Origin of the sequence: Litoribacter populi (genome assembly GCF_007483685.1) — a bacterium.
Classification (GTDB): domain Bacteria; phylum Bacteroidota; class Bacteroidia; order Cytophagales; family Cyclobacteriaceae; genus Litoribacter; species Litoribacter populi.
This window is the reverse complement of the sequence record NZ_VMKN01000001.1, coordinates 2686025-2710222: the sequence shown is the minus strand read 5'-3', so window position 1 is coordinate 2710222 and position 24198 is coordinate 2686025. Positions and strand designations below refer to the sequence as shown.

The window sequence follows — 24198 nt, the reverse complement described above, 5'->3', positions numbered from 1 at the left end:
GGTTAGTTTCGCTTTAATTAATTATTTGGATTTCAGCAGTGCAATCCTGCATTTCCCCCCCCATTTGATGACCGATAAGCTTATCGACATTTCCAAAGCCCCCGTTATTTTGAATGGTACCTGAGGCTGAGCAATTTTGGATTGATGCACTGTTAGCGAAACCAACTAAACTTCCCATGAAAAACTGGGAGTCGTCCGAAGAGCCTTCCATTTTAACTGATTCTAGTTGAAGGTTTTTAAGGCTTCCTCCCTGAATATGGGCAAATAGCCCGATATGGTTGTGAAAGGAATTTCGTGCTAGAGAAAGGTTCTTAATTGCATGCCCATTACCATTATATGAACCAGTAAAAGGAACCTCCCAACCTACTGGAATCCAGCCTTCTCCATTGTTCCAATTTTCAGTGTTGGTAGCATCAATGTCATTCCCTTGTTCAAAGTGCTTATCCCAAGAAGATGGAGTAATTGCCATCCAATGTAGATGTTCCAGATTTTCTATTCTAAATGGATCTCCTAGAGTTCCATTTCCCAAAGGTTGGGTTATAGTTTGAGCACTAAGGGATAAACCACTGATTAGTAGAATCAGGCAAAGAATTTTCACCTTGATTATTTCTTTGTAATATTTTAACATAAGCTAGTTGATTGATTTGCAATTAAATGTTTTTATATATTTGTTCTAATTAATTTTTTCTAGATTTACACGATTGATTCTGATTACAAAGTCCTAGTTGTCAGAATGTTAATAACTAACTCAATTGATGATCTTGCGAGACCTTTTTTTGAAAAGTCACTAATATCTCGCTCCATTTTCGAGTAGACATTTACTCTCCAATACTCAGAATTAAAGTTTACAAACTTACTACAGTAATTTTATTGGTTTATAATGGAATAGTGATATTTGTAATCTGTTGATTTTTTGGTGTTTATATTATCTATGATTCTAAATTAGTTAAGAGAATTAGTAAATCAATAAAAACCTGTGTAAATACACACGAAGCAAAAAAATATATTTATAAAACCTTTAATGAGTTATGAAATGCCATATAGAAATGGGAGACAATTGACTTTTTTAAAATTTAACTTTGAAAATTATGTATTTGTATTGCTTTTATGAAGGTGCAAAATTGTACTGAAAAATTTAAAAAAATATTAATAGTCTTAAAATTGAATGTGTTAGATCTGTTTTGTTATGTGCTATAGGGAAAAAGTTACATTGATAAGTATTTGGTACTTAATAATTAAAGCTCTTTTTACAAAAGCCTTATTACTTGTGATTATGAGAAGACATTGGAATTTCGAGCCTTCGTGGAGTATTTAAGACATCGTCACTGCTCAACTCTTTTTTTAACCTCTCATACTACCTCGGTGCGCCGTGCTGGCCTTCTGATTATTTTGGTAGGGTATCGCCAACGCTTACGTTGTTCGAGATTTGCAATCTCGAACCGCAGATCGGGGGATTTACAATCCCCATTAAAGTATAACCCGTACTCCGGGGATTGCAAATCCCCATTATCCCGACCGCTACGCTTCTCGGGACCGCCGAAAATGGTGGTCTGTCAAAGATCGGAATTGCAAATTCCGAAGAGCCTAGAGTAGCTGTGCGAAGTCAGAGACGTTCGCACAACGGGAAGTGAGCGACATTCACACAACGGATCCTGCGAAGTTGGAGTTGTTCCCGTAACATATTACCTTGGGCTAGGCAGGGGAGTGGTCTAGGCCTCTCGGTGCGCCGTGCTGGCCTTCTGATTCTTGAGAGGGGATATCGCCAAAGCTGAGGATTCTAGGTTAGGGGAGATAGGATTTTTCTTATGGTTTAACCATTTTTCTATTGATAATAAGGTTTTTCTTTTTCCAAGAATAATAATTTTTTGATTGTAATTATGGATAAATATCTGATTATAAGCAGGTGTTGGTTTCCCTTTAACTGTGAACTTTATATAGGTATTCCGGATTTCGGTAGATTTTTGATATCCTTGGTCCTGTAAATGATCAGCCACTTCATGAAATAACAAATCAATGTCTGGGATATTTTCAATCGTAATTTGATAATGCCTCAAAAACACTGAAATAATTACAATAGATGTCATCAAGCTGAGAAAAACATTGACCAGGAAAAAGGTTTTAGCTGATTCTAACCAAAAAAAATCAAAGATTATAAAATAAAGAAAAGGTATACCCAGCCATAAGATAACATTATCGAAATATCGATAATTGAGACTTTTATAGGTTGAGTGAATTTTCATCTACGGTCTTTTTGAAAATTTTTACAAATATATGAATTTCAGTTTGTTATAGGGTATGTAGTCCATATTTGGTTATTAAGTGTGATAAAAGGTGTTTTTTGTATACGGTTTTTTGCCGTGTGTAATGGTCGGAAAGTGGGTAGTAAGTCTCCAGATTATTCATTAACTTTTCAATTACATTCATCAAACCATAAATCAAATGAGAATAGGTCTAATTGGGTACAAATTCATGGGTAGGGCACACTCAAACGCCTGGAAAAAAGCTCCTTTATTTTTCAATTTGCCTTCAACACCAGTTTTAAAAGCAGTCTGTGGTAGAAATGAGGAACAGGTGAAGAAGTTTGCCCAACAGTGGGGGTGGGAGACCTATGAAACCAATTGGCGCATAATGGTTGAAAGACCAGATATCGACATTATAGATATTGCAGTTCCCCAAAACCTTCACTATGAAATTGCCATTGCAGCAGCCAAGGCCGGTAAACATATCTTTTGCGAAAAGCCTATGGCCATGGACAGTTCACAGGCAGAGGAAATGCTGAGGGTGTGTGAGGAAAACGGGGTCCGACATTACCTTAATCATAATTACAGAAGGGTACCGGCCATCGCTTTGGCAAAAAGGATAATAGAGGAGGGAAAGGTTGGGCAAATCTACCATTGGAGGTGTGCATACCAGCAAGACTGGATTACAGATCCTTCCTTTCCCCTCAGCTGGCAACTTCAAAAAGAGGTGGCCAAAGCAGGACCTCAGTGGGATCTCAATTCTCATTGTGTTGACCTGGCCCTTCATTTAATCGGTGATATCAGCAGCGTATCTGCCATGATGAAAAGTTTCGTGACTGAAAGGCCAATTGCTCAGGAATCTGGTTCGGGAAACCTAAAGGCTGAAGCCAGTGGTCAGGGAATGGCCAAAGTAACGGTAGAGGATGCCGCCCTAATGCATGTAAGGTTTAAGAATGGGGCTATTGGATCCTTTGAAGCGACCCGATTTGCAAATGGTAGAAAGAACAGGTTTACCTTTGAGATATATGGAAGTCAGGGCAGCATCACTTTTGATCTGGAAAGGATGAATGAACTTCAGGTGTATGACCATATGGATGAATCAGGATACAAAGGCTTTAAAACGGTCTTAGCCACTGAAGAAAACCATCCCTATGTCGGTAACTGGTGGCCAGCTGGACATATTATAGGTTATGAGCATACTTTTGTTCATGCTGTCTCAGATTTCGTAAAGGCCATTCATGATCAACTGCCCATTGAACCCAATTTTGAAACAGGTAAAACAGTCATCCAAATATTGGAGGCAGGGCTACAGTCTGCTTCCGAAAAGCGGGAGATTGAAGTGTAGAAGGATAACTTCGATAATTTGATGGACTATGGATATGGATTTGCATTATGAGCAGCTTTACCTGAATGCAGTAGATAAAATTAAGAAGGATGATTATTACCTGGATAAGCTGATCCATGATAATACTGATACTAGGTATGGACTTTCGCTGATCATCAAACCTGATGCTCAAATCTGCAACAATATGCTGGACTTATTGAATAGCCTTAGAGAGGTTGAGCCACAGCAGTATTATTATCCGCTCTCAGACATTCATATTACTGTTTTATCTATTATTTCCTGCTACAGTGGGTTCAGACCTGCAAATCTCAATTTACAGAGTTATGCCAAGGAGATATCTGAATGCGTTTCCGCCTTCAGGAGTTTCCCTGTATATTTTAAAGGAATTACTGCGTCACCTTCAGGAGTAATGGTCCAAGGGTTTTGTGAAAATGATATACTAAATAATATTCGGGATAGGCTAAGAAATAAATTCAGAAATTCGAACCTTCAACATTCCATAGATAAGCGATACGTTATTCAGACTGCTCATACTACGATAGTAAGGTTCCAGAGCCCCTTTCTGCAAAAGGACAGGTTTTTGGAAATCCTTCATCAATTTAGAAACAAGAATTTTGGTCAAATGGAGGTTGGGCAAATGCAGCTTGTAGGAAATGATTGGTATCATAAGCGTGAAAAGGTTCAGGTAATTGATACCTTACCTATGAAGACATAGCTGATACGCTGTTCGAGATTTGCAATCTCGAACCCAGATCGGGGTTTATAATCTCTTTTTCAGCTAATACTAAAATGGGGATTGCAAATCCCCTTTATCTGACCTCGGAATTACAAATTCCGAGGAGCGGTGTTGTGGTGCTGTTCGAGATTTGCAATCTCGAACTCAGATCGGGGGGTTTGTAATCACTGTTTCAGTTTAATGTGTACAATGGGGATTGCAAATCCCCTTTAACTGACTTCGGAATTGCAAATTCCGAAGAGCCGAGCCTTAACTACATCTCCGCCAATTCAATCAAGCTCTTTCTCAATCCATAGAATTCACCACAGCTGCTGTAGAGGTATTCTTCTTCTTTCTCGACTATGCCTGCCCTGACAGGGTTCATGTGGATGTAATTGATTTTGCTATCCATAAATTTTCTGGTGATGATCTCTTCACCATGATATCCTTCTTCCCAGAACCAGATATGGTTATCCTTGGTCAAAAGCCACAAAAGCCATTTCCTCCTGCTTTCCTTTTCATTGTTCCTTATGGCTTGCACAATCTTCTTGGCGGTGTGCTTTTTCAGGTCCCGGATGATGTCGCTGAGGGGAGTCTTTGAACTGCTAATGACCAAATGACAATGGTTAGTCATTACGACCCAAGCATAAACATTCAGACCTTTGTGTATTTGACAGTATTTGATGCTTTCTAGTAGTATTTCAACATAAACCTGCCGGGTAAAAACATCTGCCCACTGATGAACAGTGAAAGTCACAAAATGCACTGCACTTTGGTCTTTGATAGAATAAGAAAAAGCCATAGTGAAAAAGTAAGTGTCTGATAAAAAGTAGAATAAGTTAATAAAAAATGTTTAAAGTGGTGAGGGTGAAGGTGATTTTTAATCACTGTTTCAGTTTAATAGGTGCAATGGGGATTGCAAATCCCCTTTATCTGGCTTCGGAATTGCAAATTCCGAGGAGCGGTGTTGTAGTGCTGTTCGAGATTTGCAATCTAGAACCCAGATCGGGGGATTTATAATCCCTGTTTAAGTTTAATAGGTGCAATGGGGATTACAAATCCCTTTTATCTGGCTTCGGAATTGCAAATTCCGAAGAGCGGTGCTGAAGTGCTGTTCGAAATTTGCAATCTCGAACTCAGATCGGGGGATTTATAATCCCCGTTTCAGTTTAATAGGTGCAATGGGGATTGCAAATCCCTTTTATCTGTCCTCGGAATTGCAAATTCCGAGGAGCGGTGCTGAAGTGCTGTTCGAGATTTGCAATCTCGAACTCAGATCGGGGGATTTATAATCCCCGTTTAAGTTTAATATGTACAATGGGGATTGCAAATCCCTTTTATCTGGCTTCGGAATTGCAAATTCCGAAGAGCGAGGGGCTTAAGAGGTCTTTTGATAATCTTTGGGTAGTTCGCCGAATTGCTTGGCGAAGCACTTACTGAAGTAGGAGGGAGAGTTGAAGCCAACCAGGCTGCATATTTCTGTAATTGTATGGGTGCCTGCCTGAAGCATTTCAGCTGCTTTTTTGAGCCTTACTAATCGTATGTATTCATTTGGGGTCAGCTGGGAAATTCCCTTTATTTTCCTTAATAGGCTTGACTGACTCGTGTTCATGGCCTCAGCTAGTTCATTAACTCCAAAAATCTCATTAGAAAGGTTATCCAAAATGATTTGATTGATTTTAGTTAAAAATTGCTCATCGGCATGGGTATGGGCAATCGTTTCAGCTAATACTAAGGGTGAATTAGCGAAAGACTGCCTAATTTGATCTCGGTAGTGCAGCAGATTCTTAATCTGTAGTGTCAGGTAATCCATTGAAAATGGTTTTTCAATGTAGACGTCCGCACCCATCTCCAAGCCTTCAATTTTAGATTGTAGATTTTGTTTGGCAGTAAGGAGAACTACTGGAATATGGCTGTAATCCACTTGACCTTTTACCGCTTTACATAGGTCAAACCCGTTCATAACTGGCATCATTATGTCACTAATGATCAGGTCTATAGGTTTGCTGTCCAGGAGATTAAGAGCCTCTTGACCGTTCTCAGCTTTAAAAACGACAAATTCCTTTTTAAGGTGGTTGTATAAAAAGTGTTGAAGCTCCTTATTATCTTCTGCAATAAGAATAGCAGGCTTGCTTTGATCGGACTTGCCGGCAGGTTTCACCAGGGATTCCTCCAATATTGGCTCAAGCATCACGTCCAACATTACCTCATCTTCTAAAGCGAGAGAGTTTTTCTGACTGATAGGTAAGGTCAGTACAAAACAATTGGTTTTGTGTTCATGATCAATAATTAGGTCAAGCTTGCCTTCGTGAAGTTCGGCTAAAGACCGGGCCAAAGGTAAACCCAAGCCGGTTCCGTTTACCTTTTTGATGTTTTGGGTATCTGTAATTTGATAGAAGGGTTCAAATATTTTTTCTACCAAATGATCTTCAATAAGTTGGCCATCATTGCTGACTATCACTTCCAATTCATTATCTGTAAATGAAGACAACCTGACCCTTACATTGGTGTCAGCATTTTTTAATGCGTTGGAAATCAAGTTGCTCATGATTTTGGTGAAGGCCTCCTTGTCTACATCGGCATAGAATCTATCATTGTCCAAATCTAAATCAAACTCAATTTTACTTTGTGCGGCTTTGGATTTGAATCTAAAATGTAACTCTTTAAGGAGAGTAGCAATATCCGTTTTAATGAAGTTAAGGCTGAAAACCTTTTGTTCGGTTCTTCTAAAGTCAAGCAATTGGTTACTGAGAGTTATCAGACGGGTGGAATTTCTATCCATAATTAGCAGGTTCTCCTGAATCTCAGGACTGAATTCATCCTTACTTTTAATAATCTCCTCCAGTGGACCTTTTATAAGGGTAAGGGGAGTTCTAATTTCATGCGTGATATTGGTGAAGAACTCTATCTTAGCATGGTAAATTTCTCTTTCCTTTTCGTTTTCAAGTTCTCGGAGGTTTTCCTGATGGTTGATGTGAATCTGCCGCTTATATCGATTAATGAATAGATAAATTAATCCTATTGCAGTAAGGAAATAAAGAAAGTAAGCCCAATGGGTTTTGTAAAAAGGAGGCAAGATTTCAATCAAAAGGTTAGCCTCTGCCGTGGGATTAGCCTCTGTAGCATGACTGGTTTTGACACGGAATCTATATTTTCCTGGAGGTAGGTGGGAATAGCTGATTTCCTGGTTCTGATCTAGGGTTTGCCATTGCTTATCAAATCCTTCAAGCTGATAGGCGTACGTCCAAGAATCCATTGCGGTAAAGCCTAATGCTGCAAAGGAAAAGCTAAGGGAATTTTGCTCGTGATTTAATTTGACAGCCTCAGCTTTTGTAATAGACTTGTGTAGGGGTGAATCCTTCTGATCAATTGGTATATTTTTATTGAATAACTTAAATCCCGTCAATACAACTGGAGGGTTAAATTTCTTTTCAGTGAAATTTTTAGGATCAAAAGCTATAAAGCCGTTCAGGGAGCCAAAATACAAGGTGCCATCACTAGCTTTTAATCCTGATTTGTAATTGAATTGATCGGAAAGGAGACCCGTTTTTTTATAAAAGATTTTAAAGGTTTCTGACTTCGGCTCAAATTGGATTAACCCATTGCTGGTACTAAGCCAAAGTCGGTGTAGGTCATCTTCCAATATCTTATAAACCACATTGCTGGGAAGTTCCCACTCCGGTCCATAGGTCAAAAAATCATCGGATTCCGCTCGATATTTGGCAAACCCACCTCCCTCGGTTCCTAACCATAATTGTCCTAAATGATCTAGGGTTAAACTTATAACCGAATTATGGGGTATAGAGTTGGGATCAGCTTTGTCGTGCCAATAGTTAGTTACTTTGCTCGTTTTTGGATTATACTTTATTAGACCGTGATTGGTGGTTGCCAACCAGAGGTTTCCGACATTGTCTTCCAATATATCCAAAGTAAAATGTATACCGGCTTCCTCGACAAATTCAAAACGCATCGTGGATTCATCAACCTTGTAAATTCCGCTTATGGTTCCAATCCAAATAGCATCCTGGCTGTCTTTGTAAATAGAAAATATATCGCTGTCATATACGGGGTTTTGGAAGTTAGACTGATTGATCTTTTGGACTTTTTGGGTTTTCAGATCTAAAAGATCAATGTTTAAATTCATGCTGTGACTACTGACCCAGAGTTTTTGATTGTGGTTCAACAGCCCATGAATATTGTGGTAACTCAGCTGGTCGTTACGGTTTCCATGGCCAAACTGTGTGAATGTTTTGGTGAGAGGATCAAATTTGTTCAGACCGGCATCTTCTGTTCCAACCCAAATGTTTCCCTCTTCATCCTCTACCATTTCCCTTACCCTTCTTCCGCTGATAGAGTTGCGGTTACTGATGGGATAGTATTTGTCAAATTGCATATTGGCATTTGGCAAATAGTTTATCCCTCCAAAGTAGGTTCCAACCCATATACCCCCTTCTTTATCCTGAAAGATCGAGTAGGTTGCATTATCCGAAAGAGAATAGGAATCATTGGGGTTGTGTTGGATATGCTGGTATTTGGCTTTTAAGGGGTCGTATTTGAATATACCTAATTCGGTACAGATCCATAATTGGTTGCTGTTATCTTGTATGATATCACGAATAAGGAGAGGTTTGTTTTCAGCGTCTCTAACAAGGACGTCTTCGATGTCTTTACTGGTCTTATCCAAACGTTTCAAACCTCCGTTTTTTGTGCCTATCAGCAACTCTTTGCCATGATCATAAAGGTCAAATATCAAATCCTGCTTCAGAACATCATTTAGATCCCAATACTCTTCAAAAGTTTCATTGGCAGCAATATATTTTTGTACCCCACTGCCTAGAATGCCTATCCAAACAGTTCCTTGTTTATCTATAGCCAAGGAAGAAATGGATCCATATGCTAAAGAATTGTCCTTCTCAGGCTGGTGGTGGAAGTATTTTAATTTCTCCGCTGCTGCATTAAACCGAAATAAACCTTGAGTACTAGAAGCCATCCAAATGTTTCCCGCCAGATCTTCTTTGATGGCCAATATGGGTCCATTTACTTTTTCCCCTTCAGGTCCCTTTTCCTCAAAAGCTGTAAATGATTCTTTTTCGGGATTATATATATAAACTCCGTCTTGAGTGCCTACCCATAAATTGTACTGAGAATCTTCAAAGAGGGATAGTACTGTATTGTTGCCAATTGAATTTGGGTCTTTGGGATTGTATTTAAAGATTTTGAACTGGCTTCCGTCAAATCTATTAAGGCCATCTTTGGTACCAAACCACATGAAGCCTTGAGTGTCCTGTAAAATTGAAAAGACAGTCTGGTGGGAAAGTCCTTGCTCAACTCCTAGATTTTTAAAATAAAAAGTATCTGAAGACTTGGCGATTATTGGGCAAGCCAATAAAAAAAGAAGGAAAAGGATACAATAGGTTATGGGCCTCATGGAAATTCGACTTTAGAGGTGATATTTCTCAAATGTCAAAAGAAAATCCTAAGGAATCCACCCCATCCTCATAAAAAAACTGAATTTTCCACCGCAAATTAGTAAAAATGCTTCATTCCTGGCCACTAGAAGGATTTGTTTTAAAGAATGAAGGATTTGTTCTATGCAATCGATTGCAATAAATTCTAGATTACAGCTGCATTAGAAAGCTTTTAAGCTTGGCTAAAATGCTCAATTAACAAAAACCCATAAACTATGAAAACACAAATACTAAAGACAGTAGTCTTAACCTTTCTGTTCAGCTGTAGCATAATGTTACCATCAATAGCTCAGACTGGCCATGTAGTGACAGGAAGGGTGGTAGATCAAACCGATCAGGAACCTATACCAGGGGTGACTATTTTGGAAAAGGGTACCCGCAATGGTGCTGTCACCGATATGGATGGTAATTATTCAATAACGGTATCTTCCGGAGAAGCTGTGCTCGTTTTTAATTTCCTTCAAATGACTACGCAAGAGGTTAGCGTAGGAGGAAGAAATTCAATCAACGTGGAGCTTGAGGAGAATGTCGGGGATTTGGATGAATTTGTTGTAATTGGCTATCAGTCAGTTAGAAAGAGAGATCTTACAGGCGCTACTGCAGTAGTAGGTACAGAGAATACCAGATCTGTGACGGCTAACTCAATAGGTGAGTCCCTTCAAGGGCTCGCTCCAGGTGTAACTGTTAGGAACCCTGGCGGACCAGGTCAAGATGCACAAGTGGAAATCCGTGGTGTGGCTAGTTTTATCAATGCAAGCCCACTTTATGTAATTGATGGGATGATTGCTGATGCCAATGTAACTATCAACCCCAATGATGTGGAGTCCATTCAGATTCTTAAAGATGCCTCTGCTGCTGCAATTTATGGTTCAAGGGCTGCCAATGGGGTAATCATTGTTACCACCAAACAGGGTCAAGAAGGACCTGCTAGAGTGACAGCTTCTGCGAAATTTGGTATCCAGCAACTTCCGAGAGGATATGAAATGATGGACAATATGCAGTTTGCCGAAACACAGCGAAGACAGTTTGAAAACTCTGGGTTGACGCCACCAGCAAGTGTGACGGGAAATTTTGACCCTAATATAAATACTAATTGGTATGATGAAAGTACCAGACTCGGAAATGTCCAAGATTATAACGTCTCCATCTCGGGTGGATCTAGTACTAGCTCATATTTAATATCGGGAAGTTATTTTAAAAATAGAGGTGAGCTTATAGGGAATGACTTTGAGCGTGCGGCACTTAGAATAAACTCAAGAACCACAAAAGGGCGGGTGACATTTGGTGAAAACATTGTGTTGACGAATTCAGTACGTAATGCTCCGGGTATGGGTAATCCATTTTTTGATGCCTATGTTAACCTTCCTATTATACCGGTTCAAAGTGATCGATACATTACAGGTTCTAATCCTGATGGATGGGGAATCGGTACCCCGGATGCGGTTACTTATGCTAATAACCCTATTGCATTAAATGCAATTAATTCCTACAGACAGGAATTTGCCAAAATTGTGGGAAATGCCTTTATAGATGTGGAAATAGCGAATTGGTTGACCTACAGGTTTAATGCCGGTCTTGAAACCAGTTTTGATCACAATCAGAGATTAAGAAGAGCTGGCGAATGGCATTTTAATCAACCAGCTGCACCCACAAATGTAATTGAAGACCGATCTAGGTATTCCAGTGTATTGCTCGAGCATACTTTAAATTTCCAAAAAGAGTTTGGCCGTCATAATTTAAATGGCGTAGTGGGGTACTCGGAGCAACATACCAAAAGAAACGTATTGCTTGGAAGTAGAACTGACTTGCAGTCATTTGGTGGCCGATATATGGAGACTATAGGATCTGCTACAGGTGAACCATTTGCTGATGGATATATTCCTCAGGATTTCTCCATAGTGGGGTATCTAGGTAGGGTCAATTATACTTTTGATGACAGGTATCTGCTTACTTTTACGGGTAGATATGACTCAGACTCCAGGTTTGGGGAGGCTCAAAGGTCAAGATTTTTCCCATCTATAGCTGCTGGCTGGAGAATCAGTGATGAGGCTTTTTTCAACTCAAACTTCATCAGTGATTTAAAATTAAGAGGCTCTTATGGTGAGCTGGGAATTGTAACAGTTGGGTCTTGGGATCATATAGGTTTCCTTAACATGAATCCAAGAGCAATTTTTGGTCCTGATCAAAGTCCTTATGTGGGAGCTACACAAGCCAGATTGGCCAACCCTGATTTAGGTTGGGAAAGAAGAATAAGCCAAAACTATGGTTTTGATGCGACCTTACTGGAAGGAAAAATCTCCATATCTGCGGAATACTATAACTCATTATCTCAAGACGTACTGGTTAATCTACCTGTAGCCTTCTATTTAGGGAACTTAGGAGGGGAACCTGCTGTAAATGCTGCTTCCATCAGAAATAGAGGATTGGAAATAGAAGCTACTTATAGAAAATTAGGAGGAGCGTTCAACTGGGACCTTTCGGCGAATTTGACCACTATCAATAATAGGGTAGAAGATGTAGGTAATCTAGGTGAAGGAATCAATTATATCCAAACAGGTATTACCAGAACTCAAATAGGAAGATCTATAGGAGAATGGTATGTATTAAAGACGGATGGAATCTTCCAAAGTCAGGAAGAGATCAATAATCACCAAGGGCCGGATGGACAGTTGATCCAGCCTCATGCCCAGCCTGGGGATATTAGATATTTGGATGTGAATGGTGATGGGGAGATCAATCAAGAGGATAGAACTTTTGTAGGATCTCCTTGGCCAACTCTTCAGGCAGGTTCTCAGTTTAATGCTTCTTACGGAAGGTTTACATTAAACCTACAATTGATGGGAGTCTTCGGCTATTCAGTGATGAATGGGGTAAGAAGGGAGATCGATAGCTATCAGAACACCAATTTCAGAAGGGATATTAATCCTTGGACTCCCAACAATACCAATACTTCAGATCCAAGACTTGGAGTGTCAGTGGGTGACCCAGGGTTGATAGACAATGCGCGATTGGAAAGTGATCGTTGGCTAGAAGATGCTTCTTATGTCAGGCTGAGAAATGTTGAATTAGGCTATCGATTAGCACCTCAAGTAAGTGAAAGGTGGGGTATTCAAAACGCAAGGGTATTTGTCAGCGGCCAGAACTTACTCACCTTCACCAGCTATAGTGGACCTGATCCAGATGTAGTAGGTAACGGAATTTTGGAAAGGGGCTTTGATATGGGCAACTGGCCAGCTAACAAAATTTTCTCTATAGGTTTTCAGTGTGAATTTTAATTGAGACAAGTCATGAAGAACATTACAAAATATATAGCCATTTCTTTGACAACAGCTTGCGTGCTTAGCTGTAACCCTGATTTGGATAGACCTAATCCAAACCAGCCTACTGTAGAGGTGTTTTGGAATAACGCCACAGATGCGGAACAAGGTGTAAATTCAATCTACAGTACTTTTGCAAGAGGGGGATTTTCCAGATGGATGCCAATGATGTTTGTATTGAGGTCTGATGAGGGTTATAGTGGAAGTCCTTGGTCCGATCTTGCCAATGCTATGGGGGAGTTCATACAACCAGATTATAATTTTGAACCTGTAGTAGATGTATGGAGAGATAATTACATAGGAATTTTTAGGGCCAATCAGGTTCTAGACAATGTTCCAGAAATTGATATGGATGAAGAATTAAAAGCCAGACTATTGGGGGAGGCTCAATTCCTCAGAGGCTATTTCTATTATAACCTTGCGTTGTTATGGGGAAATGTACCCTTGATGTTGGAAACATCTTCACCTACAGATTTGCCACCTACCTCTCAACTGCCTCAGGTGTGGGAGCAAATTGAAACAGACCTTCTGGCAGCAGTTGCAGGTCTCCCTGTACAACATGCCTCTAGCGATGATTTGGGGAGAGCGACGCAAGGAGCGGCCCGTGCATTATTAGCAAAAGCTTATATGCAACAAAGAAAATATGATCAGGCTGAGCCTCATTTGCAGTGGTTGGTGAATGGTGAAGGTGCCGGAGTATATGATCTTACTCCCGGTTACAGAGATAATTTCCTTATCCATACCGAAAACAACATCGAGTCGGTATTTGAATGGCAATTTGCGGTGAATCCAACTGAAGTGACAGATAATGATGTGGATACCCCTAATCATAACTATGGTACTTCCATTTCTCAATTCTTAGCACCTCCGGGTATTGGATGGGCTGACGGAGAGTCCAGAACCTGGCATATTGATGAGTTTTTATCAGAACAAACTGAGGATGGGGAAAGAGATCCTAGACTTGCAGTAAGTTTATTGTATCCATTTACGGATGAGAGGGGACCGGATTTCACCATGATCTATGGACAGACATTCACCCAACGTTATGGAAATTCAAATCAGAATAGGGCTTGGTTTAGGAAGTTTTTGAATGACCACTGGAAAGATGAGGAAGGCTACCGTTCACCCAACAATTACAGGTTTATCCGCTACGCTGATGTATTGTTAATGTATGCGGAAACTTTAAATGAATTGGGCAGAACTGCAGAAGCATATGCACACGTGGACCGGGTAAGGCAGCGTGTAGGTCTAGCGCCATTAAGTGATGTGCGTCCTGGGTTAGGACAGCCACAGTTCTTGGAACAGCTAAAACATGAGCGGTTGGTGGAATTGTTGGGTGAAGGTCACCGATGGGCTGATTTACTTCGTTGGGGAGACCTGAATGACCAGTTGGAAAGTAGAGATCCAGGATTTAGAAACTTTGAAGTGGGTAGACATGAGTTGTTGCCAATACCACAAAGAGATCTGGATATCAATCCCAATTTACAGCAGAATCCTCGCTGGTAACAAGAAAATATTTTTTTAACTGCATAATTAATTTGGGTTTAGGGCAGGGATGGGGACACCCATTCCTGCTTCTTTAAAACACTATTATGAAAATTAGCCAATTAATATATAGCATTGCCTCAATTATAATGTTGTATTCGTGTCAGGAAGATAATCCGGCACAGACACCTCAATCTCCCGATGTTTCTACAAATACCTATTCCAATCCAGTTTTTACTCCTGTGCTAGCTGATCCCACGATTGTTAAGAGTGGGGAACATTTCTATGCTTACGGGACTGAAGACAATTGGGGAAATGAAGGAGGGCATAGACTGGTACCTATCGTTAGGTCTAGTGATCTTGTCAATTGGGAGTTTGTCAATAATGCTTTTCAAGCCAAGCCTAATTGGAAAGAGGATGGAGGTATTTGGGCTCCAGATGTTACCAAGGTGGGGGACAGGTTTCACATGTATTATTCTGTATCCACTTGGGGTGATCCCAATCCCGGAATAGGCTTAGCGATAGCCGACAAAGCAGAAGGTCCATTTACAGATCAAGGGAAAGTGTTCCTTTCACAGGAGATAGGAGTAGAAAATTCCATCGATCCATTTTTCATTCAAGAAGATGGAAAGAACTATCTCTTCTGGGGTAGTTTCCATGGTATTTATGTTGTGGAACTAGCAGAAGATGGGAAAACGGTAATAGGTGAGAAAGTAAGAGTAGGACATACTCACTTAGAAGCACCTTATGTTTACAAAAAGAATGGAGAATATTACTTTTTTGGTTCCGAGGGTTCTTGTTGCGATGGGGCTAATAGCACCTATCAAGTAAGGGTAGGGAAAGCTGAGTCCCTGACAGGGCCATTTTTGGACAAGCAGGGCAATGATTTAGCCACAGGTAACCATGGGGAAATTATCCTTAGAACCAATGCTGTCGCCTATGGCTTTGCAGGTCCCGGTCACAATGCCGACATCGTATTGGATGATGAGGGAACGGAGTGGTTTCTTTACCACGCTATCCCTAAAAACAATCCCCGCTTGGACAACGGGACCAATCGTAGGCCATTGATGCTCGATAGGTTAATATGGGAAGATGGCTGGCCTACGATCCAAAACCAGGAGCCTAGTGTATCTTCACAACCAGCTCCTGTTTTCAACCCTTAATGAATTGAACATGAAAAGTATACTTTTAACTTTAGTGATGGCTTTCTTAGCTTCTGTTTCTTTAGCCCAAGAACTTGAGAAACTTGTTAAAGAAAATCAATCGTTTACACTTTATCTCAAGCAACCAGGGAATCCGGCAACTGCCCATCAAATACAATTCGATAATGATGGTGCCACATTTCAATCAGATGAAAATTTACCATTAAATATATTCATGGAACTTGCTGGGGATGGAGAGGATATGGAGATTCATTTCAACTTAAAGGCTCAAGAGGATGTTTATTTTTCCTTGCAGGGTCAATTGGAATTAAATGACTTGAAATTCGAATCAGCCCAAATGTTGTTGCCTGGATTTTGGTACCGTAAAAACCAGCGCTCACCCGAAAAAGCACCATCAGTAAAAACCAGTAATAACTGGCTTGTCCGAGAAGATAGGATGAGTACGCCGATGACTGCGTTATATGATTCAACGGCCAAAAAAGGATACTCCCTTATCCGAATGGATGTAGCAACGGATATAGCTTTGACTACTCATCAGTCGGGAGAAGTGGTGCTGGGAGGTCCTACCAATATGGGGTCCTTAGGCTTTGGTGAAAACTCTGATATACCCTATCTCTCCTTCGCATTCCCATATGCGGAAGCACCCCACAGTTACTACAGAAAGCTTACACTTGGGGATCCTGTTCAGAGTTTTCTGCATTTAGAAAAGGGTGATGATCTATCCTTTAGTTATCTCCTTTCCAAAACTGAACAAGAGAACTTTTCAGATTTTGTGGCTCACCAATGGTCCTACTCTTATGATAAAATGAGCCCTGAACCTTTAAAAGAACAATTATTTACCGACCATGAAATCAAATCTACATTAACGGAATTTTTCAAATCTTCCTATATGGAAACCCAAGGGTTAAAGGGTTTTTCCGGTGTACACTTAGAAACCGCTACCTGTGAGGTGGTTGAGATTTACGAAGTGGGATTTATCGGTAGAATTCTTCTCAATGCCTTCAATGCTTTGGAGTTTGGAGAGGCAAACAATGATGATGATTTGGTTCGAATGGCCAGAAACATCATGGATAGCTATGCTGAATACGGCTTTACTGACAATGGACTGATTCGCGAAATGGTGGATTTTAGAGGGGAAGGAAATGAACCTTCTATTTACTCTATAAGAAGGCAATCGGAAGGCATATATGCCTTGCTGCTCTATTTCAACTATGAAAAAGCAAGGGGAAGAAACCACCCAGACTTCGAAAATAAGATACAAAACCTATTGACCACCATCCTCTCAGTGCAACAAGTCGATGGTAGCTTCCCTCGTAAATTTGATCGTGAACTTCAGATCATCGATGAAACAGGAGGAAGTTCACCTTCAGCTGTTGCACCTTTGGTAATGGCCTATCACTATTTTGGCGATAGAAAGTACTTGGATGCCGCCAAAAAAGTGGGAGTATACCAAGAAAAGGAAATCATATCCAAGGCAGATTATTTTTCCTCCACCCTTGATGCGGTCTGTGAGGACAAGGAAGCAGCACTCTATGCTTCCACTGCAATGTATTACCTCGCCCTAGTTTCTAAAGGAAAGGAAAGGCAACATTACGTAGATTTAGCTAAGAAAGCCGCCTATTTCACCCTATCCTGGTACTATACGTGGGATGTGCCTTTTGCCCAAGGTCAAATGTTGGGTGACATAGGCCTAAAAAGCCGAGGTTGGGGGAATGTATCCGTGGAGAATAATCACATTGACGTTTTCATCTTTGAGTTTGCGGAAATCCTTAGATGGTTGGCTCAAGAAACAGGGGAGGAAAGGTTTAGAGCTTTTGGGGAAGTAATCCGCTCTTCTATGCGCGAGCAATTGTTGCCCAGGCCGGGTAATCTAATGGGGATAGCGAAGGTAGGGTACTACCCTGAAGTGGTACAGCATACAGCTTGGGATTATGGGAAAAATGGAAAAGGTTACTACAACGATATTTTTGCCCCAGGTTGGACGGTAGCCTCATTGTGGGAATTGTTAAGTGATGACAGAACAGCAAAGTTTTTCCAAACGAATTAGGATTTTGAATATTTGAATAATAAAAACAATTAATAAATGAGAAGTAAAATTACAATTCTGGTATTAGGTTTTTTATGTCTTCACTTTGTAGGGAATGCTCAAGAAAAATTCAATGCATTGGAAGTAAATATGGGAAACCTCTATAGGTTGTCCAATGCCAAAACTCGATCCATCAGTCCTGAAAACCCTACTGGAGAACCGGGTAAAGGGGGGATGGCGACTTTAGAAGAAGGTGTTCACGGCCACCAAGCCCGGGAATTGGGTGTGGGATGGAAAGTAAACCCATTTGCATGGATAGAAGCAGGGGAAACCCATACTTTAGCCGAAATTGAAGGATCTGGAGCTATTCAGCACATCTGGATGACACCTACTGGTGATTGGAGATTTACAATTCTTAGAATATATTATGATGATGAAAAAGAGCCGTCAGTAGAAGTGCCAGTTGGGGATTTCTTCGGTATGGGTTGGGGGGAGTATGCCCATTTAAACTCCTTACCGATACAAGTTAATCCCGGCAGTTCATTCAATTCGTTCTGGGTAATGCCTTTTAGAAGGAAGTGTAAAATCACCATGGAAAATATGGGGGCTGAACGCATGAATGTTTTTTACCAGATTACTTATACAGAAACGGAGGTTCCAGAGGAGGCAGCTTATTTCCATGCCCAGTTTCGCAGGAGCAATCCTACTGATGGATCCTTACACACTCTGGTAGATGGGATAAAAGGTAAAGGCCACTTTGTCGGTACCTATATGGCTTGGCAGGTTAACAATAAAGGTTGGTGGGGAGAAGGAGAAGTGAAGTTTTATATGGATGGAGATAAAGAATTTCCGACCATAGCTGGAACAGGAACGGAAGATTATTTTCTCGGCTCATACAATTTTGAAAATAAAAAAACCAAGCAATACGAGGAGTATTCTACTGCATATGCTGGTATGCACCAAGTGATTAGGCCTGATGGAGTTTACGATTCTCAGCAAAGGTTTGGAATGTACAGATGGCATATACAAGATCCGATTCGCTTTGAAGAGGATTTAAAGGTGACCGTACAGGATTTGGGCTGGAGAAGCGATCACCGCTATTTGCCACAAAAGTCCGACATCAGCTCGGTAGTGTACTGGTATCAAACTGAACCACATGCCCCTTTTCCAAAGCTGCCTTCCAAGAATGATTTGGAAGTGAATTAAAAGTAATTTACAATTAACCCTAATAGCATGAAAACATTCATTTTGTCATCAGCTTTTGTATTGGGCTGCTTTAACCTTTTTGCGCAAAGCAATGCCGAACCAGAGATAAGGTCCATGGATACTCCTTGGACCACCCAAGTAGGAGATCAACCTCATCAAGAATATCCTCGGCCCCAAATGACTCGCGAAAATTGGATCAATCTAAATGGTCATTGGGACTATACTATAAAGGAGAAGGGAGCTGGGCTTCCAAGGGTTTTCGACGGAAAAATATTGGTTCCTTTTGCGGTTGAATCTAAGCTTTCGGGAGTAGGCAAGCAGGTCGGAAAGGACAATGAACTCTGGTATAAAAGGGAATTTGAAGTAAGCCCCGGTCAGCGGGAAGAAAGGTTGTTGATGCATTTTGGTGCCGTAGATTGGGAAGCCGAAGTTTTTATAAATGGGCAGTCCGCAGGTGTTCACCGCGGTGGGTACGACCCTTTTTATTTTGACATCACCGAATTTATCTCTGAAGGGTCTAGACAGGAGGTTGTTGTAAGGGTTTGGGATCCTACGGATGAAGGGCCACAGCCGAGAGGTAAGCAAGTGGAAAAACCACGCAGCATCTGGTATACTCCTGTGACGGGTATTTGGCAAACGGTTTGGTTGGAACCGGTACCGAGCAACTACATTACCCAAACTAAGAATACGCCCAACTTTGATAATAGCAGCATAAGGGTGGCTGCTCTATTGGAAGGTGCATCAGATGGTTTGGAGGTAGCAGTTAAACTACTGGCTGAAGGAAAGGAAATAGCTTCCCAAGCAGTATCAGGTACAGATGGTGAAGTTGACCTTCAAATTGCTGATCCAATTCATTGGTCTCCCGAAAATCCGTTTTTGTATGATATTGAGGTTTCCTTAATGGATGGGAATAAAGTAGTGGACAGAGTTCATACATATTCGGCTTTGAGAAAGATCAGTATGGCTGAGGATACGGATGGTATTCAAAGAATGATGTTGAATGATGAGTTTGTGTTCCAATATGGGCCTTTAGACCAAGGCTGGTGGCCTGATGGACTCTATACCGCTCCAAATGAAGAGGCCATGGTATACGATATTGAAAAGACCCAAGAAATGGGCTTCAATATGATCCGTAAACATGTGAAAGTGGAACCAGCCAGGTGGTATTATCACTGCGATAAAATGGGGATGCTGGTTTGGCAGGACATGCCAAATGGGGACCATGGCAATCGCTGGGAATCACGTCCGGGAATCGCAGGAATCGGTACCGAAAAAGATAGGACCCCTGAATCTGAAGAGATCTTCCGAACGGAATGGAAAGCTATTATGGATGCTAACTATAATTTCCCTTCCATAGTGGTTTGGGTTCCATTTAACGAAGCCTGGGGTCAGTTTAAAACTGCAGAAATAACGGAATGGACCCGAAACCATGATCCTACAAGGTTAGTGAACAGTGCAAGTGGGGGGAATTTCATGATGGAAGGAAGCAAGATCACAGGTGATATTATGGATTTGCATAACTATCCCGATGCGGCCATGCCTGATCCCTCTATTTATGGCAAAGACCAAATACTTGTTTTAGGAGAGTTTGGAGGCCTGGGACTTCCTGTTGAGGGGCACACCTGGCAGGAAAAGGATAATTGGGGGTATCAAAGTTTTGAGAACAAGGACGAGTTAATGGAACGGTATAGCAAGCTGATTGATGCTTTGGAACCATTAATCAAAAAAGGTTTATCTGCAGCTGTCTATACCCAAACTACAGATGTGGAAATCGAGGTGAATGGTTTAATGACTTATGACAGAGAGGTTGTAAAGTTTGATGAAAAAGCACTCAATATTCTTCATCAAAAACTATATGATATAACGATATACCGATGATAAAAAGAAGCAAAATATTCCCTTGGATTGTACTAAGCTGCTCAGTAATCATATCCGCATCCTGCACAGCTTTAAATCAACAGAATGAAGAGGCATTCACCACAGAAATAGACGGAAAAGAAGTGAATTTATATCATTTGAGGAATAGCAAAGGAATGGAGATGACCGTGACCAATTATGGGGGGCGGGTAGTCCAGCTTTTGGTGCCCGATAGAAATGGAGAGGTTGAAGATATTGTCTTAGGTTTTGATTCTGTTCAGGACTATCAAGAAAGTTCAGAGGCTTACTTTGGAGCTGCAATAGGAAGATATGGCAATCGGATAGCCGAGGGACGATTTACCTTGGATGGTGAAACATATGAATTGGCTAAGAATAATGGGCCGAATGCATTGCACGGTGGCCCCGGTGGCTTTCACAATGTGGTGTGGGAAGTATTGGAGGCCAATGAAAGCAGGCTGGTTTTGCACTACGTTTCTCCCGACGGGGAAGAAGGCTATCCGGGCAAACTGGATGTGAAAATGACCTATGCCCTTACAGAGGATAATGAGTTTAAGATTGATTATGAAGCTACGACAGACAAAAAAACGGTTGTCAACCTTACCCACCATTCCTTTTTCAACTTGAACGGTGCTGGAAAGGCAGACGTGATGGATCATGTGCTACAGCTAAACGCCAGCAATTATACGCCAGTGGATAGCGTATTGATTCCATTGGGTGAAATCCGATCTGTATCAGGTAGCCCCTTTGACTTTACCCAACCCGTCACTATGGGGGAGCGGATTGATCAGGACTACGAGCAGCTCCAACATGGTGGTGGGTACGATCACAACTGGGTTTTGGACAAGCCTGAGAAAGGAACTTTAACATTGGCCGCAACAGTCGTTGCACCGCAGAATGGAAGGAAGATGGAGGTTTACACCACTGAGCCGGGAATACAGTTTTACAGTGGCAACTTCTTAGATGGAAGTGTAGATGGAAAAAATGGTTTGACGTATAACTATCGTTCTGCATTCTGTCTAGAGACTCAGCATTTCCCGGATTCTCCCAATCAGCCAAACTTTCCCAGTACGGAATTGGAACCAGATGAAACTTATTCTCAAACCTGTATATATAAATTTTCAATCGAAGAATGACGGGACAAACTTGCATTTTAATAACCGGTGGAGCTGGATATATTGGGTCTCACACCTGCCGATTATTGTTAAAAAAAGGGTTTAAGCTGGTTGTAATAGATACCCTTGAGTATGGACATCAAGATGCCTTGGAGGATAGTGAAAACCTTCAATTCTATCTGGGTAGCATTGGAAACGAAAGATTGCTGAAACGGATCTTTATTAAACATAAAATTGATGCGGTGGTACATTTTGCTGCTTATACCTATGTAGGTGAATCGGTGTCCGAACCTGAAAAATATTATGAAAACAATGTTTTGCAACCCATGACTCTATTGAGAGTTATGAAGGCTTTCGGTTGCCTAAACTTCATTTTTTCAAGTACCTGTGCCACTTACGGAAATCCTGATTATTTACCGTTGGATGAAAAACATCCTCAGCAACCATTGAGTCCCTATGGTAAGAGTAAGTATTTTCTTGAACAAATCCTTGAGGACTATGGTCGAGCATACAAATTTCAGTATGTTTTCTTGAGGTATTTTAATGCTTCGGGTTCAGCCCTGGACGGAAGTATTGGTGAGGATCACGAGCCAGAAACCCATTTGATCCCCCTGTTGCTCAAAACCGCTAAAGGCGCAATGGGTCCCATAAAAGTGTTTGGCGATGATTATGAGACTCCTGATGGCACATGTCTGCGGGATTATATTCATGTTGAGGATTTGGCCGAAGCACATTATTTGGCTCTCCAATACATTGAACAAGGGAAGTCTTCCGATGTCTTTAATCTAGGGACAGGAAAAGGATATTCGGTGATGGAAGTATTGCGGGCTGTCGAAAAAGTAACTGGCTGCAATGTTCCTTTTGAACTGGCCCCAAGGAGGGAAGGAGATGCCACATCCTTGGTTGCTGACCCAAGTCTCGCTAAGTCCCAATTGGGTTGGGAGGCAAAAATAACAGATATAAATAAAGTAGTAGAAAGTGCGTGGAAGTGGGAAAGTGGTCCGACAGACGGGAAATTTAAGAATTAATAAATGATAATATAATGGCTAAATCCGGTGATGCAGTGACTTCTTTAGAATCCGAAAGACATGATAATCGATCTGTTCTACAAACCTATTCAAACCTATATAGTAGCGATCCTATTCGGGTGAAGGCCCCGGGTAGGATTAACTTGATCGGTGATCATACGGATTACAATGAAGGATTTGTATTGCCGGCGGCCATTGATATGGAAATTGAACTGGCATTAGGCAAAAATTCAGGAAGGACCTGTCGAATATTTTCAATTGACTATAAGGAAGAGTTTATTTTTGATTTGGAGGACTTTAGTCCATTGCCATCTGGCTGGGCCAATTACATTATGGGTGTTGTGGCCCAATTTCAGGAAAAAGGATTTCTGATTACTGGGTTTGATTGTGTTTTTGGAGGGGATATCCCTATTGGTGCTGGCCTGTCATCATCTGCAGCTTTGGAATGTGGTGTTGCGGTTGGTTTAAATAGACTCTTTGGGTATGATATAAAAAAAATAGACCTGATCAAAATGGCCCAAAAGGCCGAGCATACCTTTGCTGGTGTCCAATGTGGTATCATGGATCAATTTGCATCCATTATGGGAAAAATAGATCATGTGATCCAATTGGACTGTAGGAGTCTTGATTATCGCCATTTTAAACTTGACCTCCAAGATTATGAAATTCTACTCTGTGATACCCAAGTGAAGCATTCGCTGGCTGATTCTGCCTATAACACCCGAAGAGAAGAATGTGATAAAGGTGTTGCCATATTGTCTAAGAATCATGAAAATGTAGCTTCACTGCGGGATGTCACTTTATCCATGCTTGAAGAGCAGAAGTCTCTTTTGGATCCGGTGATTTATCAGCGGTGTAAGTTTGTGGTTGAGGAAAACCAGAGGGTGTTAGATGCTTGTAAAGCGTTGGATAAAGGAGATATGGTAGGCTTTGGCACAAAAATGTATCAATCGCATGATGGTTTATCCAATTTATATGAAGTGAGTTGTGCGGAGCTTGATCTTTTAGTAGAGGCCGCCAAAAGCATGAATTCGGTAAAGGGAAGCAGAATGATGGGTGGAGGTTTTGGGGGTTGCACGATTAATTTGGTCAAAAAAAATGAAGCTCAAGCTTTTGAAAACGAAATGAAACAAGTATTCCAAAAGGCCTTTAATCAGGAGCTAGTAATTTATAGGGTTAATATTCAGGATGGAGTACGTGAAATAATGGAATAGA

15 protein-coding genes are annotated in these 24198 nt (G+C 41.0%); 11 read left to right on the top strand and 4 right to left on the bottom strand.

What is annotated here, in order from left to right; genetic code table 11:
• Positions 1-13: 13 nt before the first annotated feature.
• Positions 14-628, bottom strand: a complete 615-nt coding sequence (locus FPL27_RS11710; RefSeq protein WP_143961268.1) for a GLUG motif-containing protein — start codon at positions 626-628, stop codon at positions 14-16.
• A gap of 1081 nt (positions 629-1709) precedes the next feature.
• Complete coding sequence (locus FPL27_RS11705; protein WP_143961267.1) at positions 1710-2240, bottom strand: hypothetical protein; 531 nt, start codon at positions 2238-2240, stop codon at positions 1710-1712.
• 199 nt (positions 2241-2439) lie between these two features.
• Here FPL27_RS11705 and FPL27_RS11700 point away from each other — a divergent pair, with 199 nt between their 5' ends.
• Positions 2440-3585, top strand: a complete 1146-nt coding sequence (locus FPL27_RS11700; protein WP_185974361.1) for a Gfo/Idh/MocA family protein — start codon at positions 2440-2442, stop codon at positions 3583-3585.
• A 28-nt stretch (positions 3586-3613) separates the two neighbouring features.
• A complete protein-coding gene (locus FPL27_RS11695; protein ID WP_143961265.1) occupies positions 3614-4300 on the top strand; it encodes a mutarotase in 687 nt (228 codons plus the stop codon).
• Positions 4301-4574: 274 nt separating this feature from the next.
• On the opposite strand, the gene FPL27_RS11690 is transcribed toward FPL27_RS11695, so the two are convergent.
• Both FPL27_RS11690 and FPL27_RS11685 read right to left on the bottom strand, forming a co-directional pair.
• A complete protein-coding gene (locus FPL27_RS11690) occupies positions 4575-5102 on the bottom strand; it encodes an REP-associated tyrosine transposase (protein ID WP_143961264.1) in 528 nt (175 codons plus the stop codon).
• A gap of 576 nt (positions 5103-5678) precedes the next feature.
• A complete protein-coding gene (locus tag FPL27_RS11685; RefSeq protein ID WP_143961263.1) occupies positions 5679-9728 on the bottom strand; it encodes a two-component regulator propeller domain-containing protein in 4050 nt (1349 codons plus the stop codon).
• A gap of 255 nt (positions 9729-9983) precedes the next feature.
• Between FPL27_RS11685 and FPL27_RS11680 the strand changes: the two genes are divergently transcribed.
• The 9 genes from FPL27_RS11680 (at position 9984) to FPL27_RS11640 (ending at position 24197) form a co-directional block, all read left to right on the top strand.
• A complete protein-coding gene (locus FPL27_RS11680) occupies positions 9984-13043 on the top strand; it encodes a SusC/RagA family TonB-linked outer membrane protein (protein ID WP_235893422.1) in 3060 nt (1019 codons plus the stop codon).
• 12 nt (positions 13044-13055) lie between these two features.
• Positions 13056-14591, top strand: coding sequence for a RagB/SusD family nutrient uptake outer membrane protein (locus tag FPL27_RS11675; protein WP_143961262.1), 1536 nt, complete (start codon positions 13056-13058; stop codon positions 14589-14591).
• Between the two features lie 86 nt (positions 14592-14677).
• Entirely contained in the window at positions 14678-15733 is a 1056-nt protein-coding gene (locus FPL27_RS11670; protein ID WP_143961261.1) for a family 43 glycosylhydrolase, read from the top strand.
• A 10-nt stretch (positions 15734-15743) separates the two neighbouring features.
• Positions 15744-17780: a glycoside hydrolase family protein gene (locus FPL27_RS11665; RefSeq protein WP_221936600.1), complete on the top strand. Its 2037-nt coding sequence runs from the start codon at positions 15744-15746 to the stop codon at positions 17778-17780.
• 36 nt (positions 17781-17816) lie between these two features.
• Entirely contained in the window at positions 17817-18965 is a 1149-nt protein-coding gene (locus FPL27_RS11660) for a glycoside hydrolase family 172 protein (protein ID WP_143961260.1), read from the top strand.
• Positions 18966-18992: 27 nt separating this feature from the next.
• Positions 18993-20843 (top strand): glycoside hydrolase family 2 protein, encoded by a 1851-nt coding sequence (locus tag FPL27_RS11655; protein ID WP_143961259.1) that lies wholly within the window; start codon positions 18993-18995, stop codon positions 20841-20843.
• Positions 20840-21976 (top strand): aldose epimerase family protein, encoded by a 1137-nt coding sequence (locus tag FPL27_RS11650; protein WP_143961258.1) that lies wholly within the window; start codon positions 20840-20842, stop codon positions 21974-21976. The genes FPL27_RS11655 and FPL27_RS11650 overlap by 4 nt, the downstream gene beginning before the upstream one ends.
• On the top strand, positions 21973-22983 hold the full coding sequence (gene galE, locus FPL27_RS11645) for a UDP-glucose 4-epimerase GalE (RefSeq protein WP_143961257.1): 1011 nt from the start codon (positions 21973-21975) through the stop codon (positions 22981-22983). Before FPL27_RS11650 ends, galE begins: the two co-directional genes overlap by 4 nt.
• A 14-nt stretch (positions 22984-22997) precedes the next feature.
• Complete coding sequence (locus tag FPL27_RS11640) at positions 22998-24197, top strand: galactokinase (RefSeq protein ID WP_143961256.1); 1200 nt, start codon at positions 22998-23000, stop codon at positions 24195-24197.
• Position 24198: the final 1 nt, after the last annotated feature.

What these genes read in the sequence shown, in the direction of transcription:
- FPL27_RS11710 (WP_143961268.1), bottom strand. Translation starts at nt 628, where the DNA reads ATGTTAAAATATTACAAAGAAATAATCAAGGTGAAAATTCTTTGCCTG.
- FPL27_RS11705 (WP_143961267.1), bottom strand. Translation starts at nt 2,240, where the DNA reads ATGAAAATTCACTCAACCTATAAAAGTCTCAATTATCGATATTTCGAT.
- FPL27_RS11700 (WP_185974361.1), top strand. Translation starts at nt 2,440, where the DNA reads ATGAGAATAGGTCTAATTGGGTACAAATTCATGGGTAGGGCACACTCA.
- FPL27_RS11695 (WP_143961265.1), top strand. Translation starts at nt 3,614, where the DNA reads ATGGATATGGATTTGCATTATGAGCAGCTTTACCTGAATGCAGTAGAT.
- FPL27_RS11690 (WP_143961264.1), bottom strand. Translation starts at nt 5,102, where the DNA reads ATGGCTTTTTCTTATTCTATCAAAGACCAAAGTGCAGTGCATTTTGTG.
- FPL27_RS11685 (WP_143961263.1), bottom strand. Translation starts at nt 9,728, where the DNA reads ATGAGGCCCATAACCTATTGTATCCTTTTCCTTCTTTTTTTATTGGCT.
- FPL27_RS11680 (WP_235893422.1), top strand. Translation starts at nt 9,984, where the DNA reads ATGAAAACACAAATACTAAAGACAGTAGTCTTAACCTTTCTGTTCAGC.
- FPL27_RS11675 (WP_143961262.1), top strand. Translation starts at nt 13,056, where the DNA reads ATGAAGAACATTACAAAATATATAGCCATTTCTTTGACAACAGCTTGC.
- FPL27_RS11670 (WP_143961261.1), top strand. Translation starts at nt 14,678, where the DNA reads ATGAAAATTAGCCAATTAATATATAGCATTGCCTCAATTATAATGTTG.
- FPL27_RS11665 (WP_221936600.1), top strand. Translation starts at nt 15,744, where the DNA reads ATGAAAAGTATACTTTTAACTTTAGTGATGGCTTTCTTAGCTTCTGTT.
- FPL27_RS11660 (WP_143961260.1), top strand. Translation starts at nt 17,817, where the DNA reads ATGAGAAGTAAAATTACAATTCTGGTATTAGGTTTTTTATGTCTTCAC.
- FPL27_RS11655 (WP_143961259.1), top strand. Translation starts at nt 18,993, where the DNA reads ATGAAAACATTCATTTTGTCATCAGCTTTTGTATTGGGCTGCTTTAAC.
- FPL27_RS11650 (WP_143961258.1), top strand. Translation starts at nt 20,840, where the DNA reads ATGATAAAAAGAAGCAAAATATTCCCTTGGATTGTACTAAGCTGCTCA.
- galE (WP_143961257.1), top strand. Translation starts at nt 21,973, where the DNA reads ATGACGGGACAAACTTGCATTTTAATAACCGGTGGAGCTGGATATATT.
- FPL27_RS11640 (WP_143961256.1), top strand. Translation starts at nt 22,998, where the DNA reads ATGGCTAAATCCGGTGATGCAGTGACTTCTTTAGAATCCGAAAGACAT.